The organism is Shewanella algicola (genome assembly GCF_014648035.1).
GTDB lineage: Bacteria > Pseudomonadota > Gammaproteobacteria > Enterobacterales > Shewanellaceae > Shewanella > Shewanella algicola.
Genome location: NZ_BMQI01000093.1, coordinates 1 through 6,550, shown reverse-complemented (window position 1 = coordinate 6,550; position 6,550 = coordinate 1). Strand labels below are relative to the sequence as shown.

Sequence of the window (6,550 nt, the reverse complement as noted above, 5' to 3'; positions counted from 1 at the left end):
GTTCAACATCAGTTTGGCGCATTGACGCCGTATTAGGGAACGTCCATCTCATCACCCAAGATTATTGTTTGTGGGTAATGAGCGACTTAATATGCCTAACGGGTTAATGTTCAGCGTTAAAGACTACATAGTATTGGTTGAAGATACCGGTCGTATCATTCGAGAAGATAAACGCGGTGCCATTAGCTCAAGTAGCCAGGATATACTGAATAGACTCAACATCCCCGCAGATAATTGGCATAAAATCACCACTGAATTTGGTACATTATTTAAAGGTGCTGTCGGTGCCTTACCTGCGTTAACCGAATACTGTGAGCATTTAGAGCGAAAACGACGACAAGGCGCTGCAAATTGTCAGCGCTGGCTGTGTGCTTAAGCATTAATTCTTGAAAAACCACCATCTCCCTTATACTTGATTTATATCAATATTTTTTGCTATGTTGAATTTCTTAGATGACCATAACTCACTCATTTAACGATAATATTTTAGCCATATCGATAACAGTTGATGAGTTGATCACATCGACCGTAACCCTCGCCAAAGCCATGTAAACGAGTTATGTTATTTGTTCAAGAAATGGGTGGCTTCCTTTTTTGCTTTCATCTAGCAAGTAGGGATGGGAAGCTACAATACAGCACCCCGAAAATGGCTCGTAAACACGGAATTAGTCGTGGGGCAGGTTATTTCCCGCCATACAAAAACTTTTCAGGAAAAGATGTTTCGGGTTCTAACCTTTCAACATCTTGGAAATAATAGGTAATAATTATGAAAAGCTTATTCAAAATCACAATGCCTTTTCTTGTTTTGTGTAGCCCTTTTTTAGTGGCTCAAGAGCAAGAAATCGATAATAGAATGCTAGAGTCATGCGTACTTGGAAATCTACCTCAAGAAATTCAGTTTAACATGGTAGGTAACCCAATTTTTTTGAGTGGGAAGGTGTTTCCCAAAGAGAAAGCTGTTGAATTGCAGAATCAATTAGATGGTAGGTTGATTGGCTTAATTGAAAAGTCGGTATCAAGAACTAACTCTGAGTTTAATGTTGAAGCCCTTGTACTTGATGATTTGAATAGTGAGTATGTAAGCGGACTCGTTTCAAATATGGCATTGTATGCACCTGACATTTTTGGAGTGGTCTTTTGTGGGCAAAGTGAGCTTGTAGCAAATTTTATATTGGCGCAATTGTTTCAATACCTAGCTAAGGCATCAATTGGCTCTGATGAAAGGGAAGTCGATTGGCTCAAATCAAACAAAGAGGAGTTGAATGATTTGGGTGTGATTATAACTATTGTTGCCATTTATCTAGCTGGTAAGGATGAAAATAAGCTGCATAAGTTTATCGAATCTTTGGGTTAACTCTACATGTGATGATGGAGTTGACAACTCTATCATCACAGCTTCGCACCGACTTCAGCATTACTAGCAATCTTCATAAAAAATAATTATAACACCCATAATGATTTCATAATAACTACGACTATGACGCCGCAGGTAATATCCTTGTTAAAGGCGATTACGGCAGTCAATATCGATACGGTAGTGTAGGCAAAGGTGCTGGCGGTAATGCAGGCCCTAAAGCGATTAGGCAGTTTATCCGTGGTGGAAATTATATGGCCATATGTGGATGCTCCCGGTGAGTCAAGATAATACTCTGCTCACCGAAGGCTTTTTGGCCTTAGTTTTCTGTACTACATTCTCACTCTTATCGTTGCTTTTGATGCGACTTATTTACTGCTAGAAGCGGCTGTACTGCCCTGATGTTTATAAAGAGGCGGGCTTTACAGCCAAGCTGTGCCCCAAATGAAATTAGTTCATAATGATTGAGCTTTTTCAACTTCAGGAATAAAGTCAATCTTAGTTAGCAATTGCAGGCCTCAAGACGCAAACTCATTCAAATTATTGAATTTAAACGACTATTTCAATCATTTGATTCGAGATTCTAGGTTCCTCTTTATTACAAGCAAGCTATCCCTCTTCAAGGTTCAAGACTAAGTACCCCAAAAAAATATCATTAGGCATTGCTGATTAATTATAGGTGTCTTGGTTAATTTTTTAGTTAATTTTGTTCAAGTAAGAAACATTCAAACTAGTTAACAAAAAAACCGTTTTTGTAGAGGTACAATAATCGGAAATGTCCCCTGCGTTATGGAAATCACAGATGTCGTCTATTTATCAACAGTTACTCACTACTGCACCAACCGATCTACCACCAATCAAAGCAATCCACATTTGCCACGAAGAAAATAACCCAAGTGCCAAGTTTGGGGTTGTCGAATTAGAAGGCGGTACCATTGGCCTAACCTACGTAAAATTGGGCAACGCGTTTGAGCAGTTACAAGATGAATCGCTATACAGTGATTACATTGGTAAAGCAGTAACGGATTTAGCCCAATTAAGCGTGCTGCAACAAGATTGGCAGCAAGTGCTTGGCGCCGGAGCGCTTAATGCTATTAGCCAATATGTACTCAAACAACGTGGCTTTAACTACCACAACGCAGAAGACAGTTTAGAGCTGCTGGATATTCAACCTGGTGAGCGCGTTGGTATGGTTGGCTACTTTGCCCCGCTTATAGCCCAACTCCGCGAACAACAAACCCCTTTAACGGTGATCGAGCTGCGGGCTGAATTGGTCCAAGCCAAAGGCAATTTTGAAGTAACCACAGATCCAAGCAAATTGGCGCAATGCGATAAGGTACTTATTACTGGCACCAGCGTAATCAACAACACCCTAGAAGGCTTGCTAACGCATTGCCATAAAGCCCAAGAGATCGCACTGGTGGGCCCAAGCGTTGGCCTGTTGCCAGAGGTACTATTTGAACATGGCATCACTCGTATCGGAGGCCGCGCAATAGTAAACCGTGAACTGTTCCTTGAGCGTTGGAAAAGTGGCGAGAAGTGGAAAGAGTCCGTTACTCGTTACTCTTTGAGAAAAAGCGACTACAAATAATTTCTCATATTGAGGGCGAAACATAACCGTGAGCCCTTTCATAAGCGATTATGGCAGTCAATATTAATACGGTAACGTAGGTAAACGGCTAGCGTTAATGTTGCTCCTAACGTCATTAGGCAGTTTATTCGTAGTGGTACAAAAACCTTCACCTATGACAATAACGGTAATCCCTGTGCAAGAGCCAATGAAAAGGCTCATCGGAATGGATGAGCCTTTGGGTTACATATTGAGCTGTGGCTTATTACTCTAAGCAATAGAGTTTAACCACACTGATTAAAACTTATTACTATAACTCAACGAAATAGTACGCCCTCTACCGGAAAAGTATCTATCGTCAAGATTTTGAGTTTGTGAATAGAGGGTCTCGTAGTCTTCATTCAGAAGGTTTTCTATACCAATTCCAAATAACCCAAAGTCAGCTTGATAATTCAAACTCAGGTCAACAATGGTGTAGCCTTCAAACTCTTTTCTGTTATCTGTATAGGCCGCAATACCATGTTGAGTTCTGTCAAACAGATGTGAAACCTGTAGCTTGCCTTTAATATTATTGAACTCACCTATGGCAAAAGCATTCAACCTTGCAGGTGCTTGGCTGGCATTATTGAGATCAGTATCAACCTCTCCATCGCCGTCAGAGTCGTACTCTCCATTAATTTTTGAGTAGTTAGCGCCTAAGGTCCAATTACTATTTAAATAGTAATTAATGACCACATCGTAACCCCATGATTCTTGTTTTTCACGTTGCACTTCATATATACCAGACTCATCAGCGGCGAGGCGAGAGCCTAGATCGGTTTGTGATTGATAGAGAGAGACCTGACCGCCCCAGTCACCCACTTCAAAGTTCATACCGACTTCGGTGTTGTCTGTGATAACAGGCTCAACATCAACTAATGTATCGACATCTAATCCTGGTGAATCGAGCGCTCGAAGTACACGTCCAACATCGGGCATATCAAAGCCTTCAGAATAAGAAGCGTAAAGCGTAATCGCATCGTTAAGCTCATATACCAGACCGACATTGACCAGTGTCTCTGTATATGATGGCTTGCCTCCTGCTACCTGGGTGTTGTTGTATGTTGGAAGTGTGACAAAGTCATCTACGTCCAGATCTGCTGATTCATATCTGGCGCCTGCAGAAATTAACCAAGAATTAAAAAACTCATATTCAAGTTGCATAAAAGGTGAGGAGGTTATCAAGCTCATCTCTGGCACCCATACTCGGTTGGTTTGAGCCAGCGTTTGCGAAGTATTGTCAACAGAATAGTCATAACCCAACAATGCTCTTGAGCCCTCTAGACCAGCGACATTACTCATTTCATAGCTCAATTTAATGCCGTATTTATCTGATTCGATTTCAGACTGATCCATCACGCCATCGCCACCTGGTGTTAATGCCCAACGAGTAGAAACAGAACCTTCATACAACGCAGAGTAGTCTTGGTAATAGATTTGGCTTATAAACTTGCCACCATAAAACCCTTTGTGGCTGTAATCAAGGGAGGCGGTTGTCACCTCATTCTTTGCAGGATTACCAACTGATTCACTTGAATCACCATCCACAGTCGTGGCGTAAATACCTTCTTCTCTATCACCTGTTACCGGGATAAGACTGCCATTATTTTCCAGTTCATAGGTATTAACCATAAGCTGTAAACGCTGTTTGTCATCTATGTTGTAGCCAGTTTTAAGGAATAAATCTGTAGAGCCTGAGTCCTGTAGTTCTCCCTGTGCGGTGCGAAAACCTACTCGATCCCCATTGGCATCAAAAAAAATGCCACGTTCATGAACCGCTATACCACCTACAAAGTCGAACGAATCAAGTTTGATATCGCCGATATAAGTCACTTTATAGCCAAAAGAGTCACTTTCAAGTTCGTCACTTGTGGTGAATCTGGTTTTTATTTCATTATTCCAGTCGCCATTGCCCGATGCTTGTTTAGTGACTAGGTTTACCACACCACCTGTTGCACCAATGCCTTGGATGGCGTTTGCCCCTTGTACCACTTCAATATGATCTAAAAAGTCGCTATCGATGGTAAAGCCATCACGAAGCCCATCACGCAGTGAGTTGTGTTGTGAAATTCCATCAATCATGTACAGAGGATTTTTGCCTCGCAGTGTTTCGGCTGAGCCAGTCATTTTCTGGGAGCTTGGAGAAAACCCCGGAACGGTTTTTTCTAAGATCCCGGCTAATGAATCGTCAATTGCGACCTGGAAACCCAGTAATTCAGAATCAATAATCGTGACCGTATTTGGGATTGAGTTAGCCGGTTTTTCCATTCTGCTTGCTGTCACTATAATGTGCTCAACCTCTTTATTTGCCTGCACGTCTTCTTGCGGAATGCCCTGCTCTACCTCTTGAACCGTGCCCTGATCAGTGTCCTGAGCGATAGCATATTGAGGTGCTATTGCACCCAATAAGAAGAAGATTGTGGTGTGCCTTGTCCGTAATGCCATGTGTTTATTTCTCTAGTGGAGGGTAAATGTGAAACCAATCAGCCAGCAATGGTAATGATTGCGATTATCAATTGCAACATGGTGATATCATCAACATAAAATTGTAAACAACCTACATAGTCAAAAACCAACATAATAAACCTATTTAAAATGACGGAGTTTGATGGTTTATTAATATAAAAGTGTTTTATTTACAGAGGGATATTAAACTTTAATCTTGAGTTTTGTGACGATGGACAGGACTTAGAAAGGAGCGTGAAGGCATGATTGTAAAGATGAAATTTATTATATAACGCATTCGCGCTACACAACCTAAGCGATGAACAATAAACACCTTTTAACCGCCATAATAATGGTTGGCACTGTTTTTTTTCTTTGTCGATAAGCCCTTGCCATTGGTTAGAGGTTAACGTTTAGTAACAGAATAAAGTTTAATTGGTGAGCTTAGAAATGGGCTTTAACTAATGAACTTATGTCCTGCTGTACTCTCATACTGACGTAACTTTAATTTCCACTTTGCCTGTCATTAAGATGATCCGCTTAAGGAATATGCAATGAGCAAATCTTTAAAAGCCCTAACGGGAATAACTGCAGCCCTTTTTTGATTGGCTTCGCTTTTTTCCTGTTCAACTCTTTCAGTGATGATGAATCTCAAAGGCTCACGGCCAATTCAGCAAAAGAGCACAAGCTCAATATCGTCGCCAATATCCTTCCGCAAGAATACTTTGTTGACCGAATTGGCGGAGATCGGGTGCAAGTTCAGGCGTTAGTGACACTGGGAAGCAGCCCAGCGACTTACAAACCGACGCTACGTCAAATGGCAGCCTTATCGGAGGCAGAACTCTTCTTTCGTATTGGCGTGATGTTCGAAAATGCATTTATTCCAAAAATCGACTCAATGACCAAGCAACTTCATATTGTTGATACGCGCAAAGGGATCACGATGAAAGGTAGCGATCCACACATTTGGCTCAGCCCACGACTTTTTAAACTGCAGGCCCGCACCATTGCTGAGGCAATCATTAAAAAGACCCTGCGGGCAAAGCTGACTATGAGAAAAATCTCGCCGAGTGATTGAAGAAATAATTATGGGTGATGAGATGGACGTTCCCTAATACGGCGTCAATGCGCCAAACTGATGT

4 protein-coding genes and 1 pseudogene are annotated in these 6,550 nt (G+C 41.5%); 4 read left to right on the top strand and 1 reads right to left on the bottom strand.

What is annotated here, in order from left to right:
- Nucleotides 1-61: 61 nt before the first annotated feature.
- The 3 genes and pseudogenes from IEY42_RS21315 to IEY42_RS21305 all read left to right on the top strand — a co-directional run.
- Nucleotides 62-376 (top strand): annotated as a pseudogene (locus IEY42_RS21315) (transposase); the annotation flags it as partial.
- Between the two features lie 390 nt (nucleotides 377-766).
- The gene (locus tag IEY42_RS21310) at nucleotides 767-1,354 is read left to right on the top strand and encodes a hypothetical protein (protein ID WP_188739820.1); all 588 of its coding nucleotides are present in this window, start codon (nucleotides 767-769) and stop codon (nucleotides 1,352-1,354) included.
- An 802-nt stretch (nucleotides 1,355-2,156) separates the two neighbouring features.
- A complete protein-coding gene (locus IEY42_RS21305; protein ID WP_188927204.1) occupies nucleotides 2,157-2,945 on the top strand; it encodes a Rossmann-like domain-containing protein in 789 nt (262 codons plus the stop codon).
- A gap of 276 nt (nucleotides 2,946-3,221) precedes the next feature.
- On the opposite strand, the gene IEY42_RS21300 is transcribed toward IEY42_RS21305, so the two are convergent.
- Nucleotides 3,222-5,408 carry a TonB-dependent receptor gene (locus tag IEY42_RS21300; RefSeq protein ID WP_188927203.1) on the bottom strand — a complete coding sequence of 729 codons (2,187 nt, stop codon included), beginning with the start codon at nucleotides 5,406-5,408 and terminating at the stop codon, nucleotides 3,222-3,224.
- A 601-nt stretch (nucleotides 5,409-6,009) separates the two neighbouring features.
- Here IEY42_RS21300 and IEY42_RS21295 point away from each other — a divergent pair.
- Nucleotides 6,010-6,486: a metal ABC transporter solute-binding protein, Zn/Mn family gene (locus tag IEY42_RS21295; protein ID WP_188927202.1), complete on the top strand. Its 477-nt coding sequence runs from the start codon at nucleotides 6,010-6,012 to the stop codon at nucleotides 6,484-6,486.
- Nucleotides 6,487-6,550 lie beyond the last annotated feature (64 nt).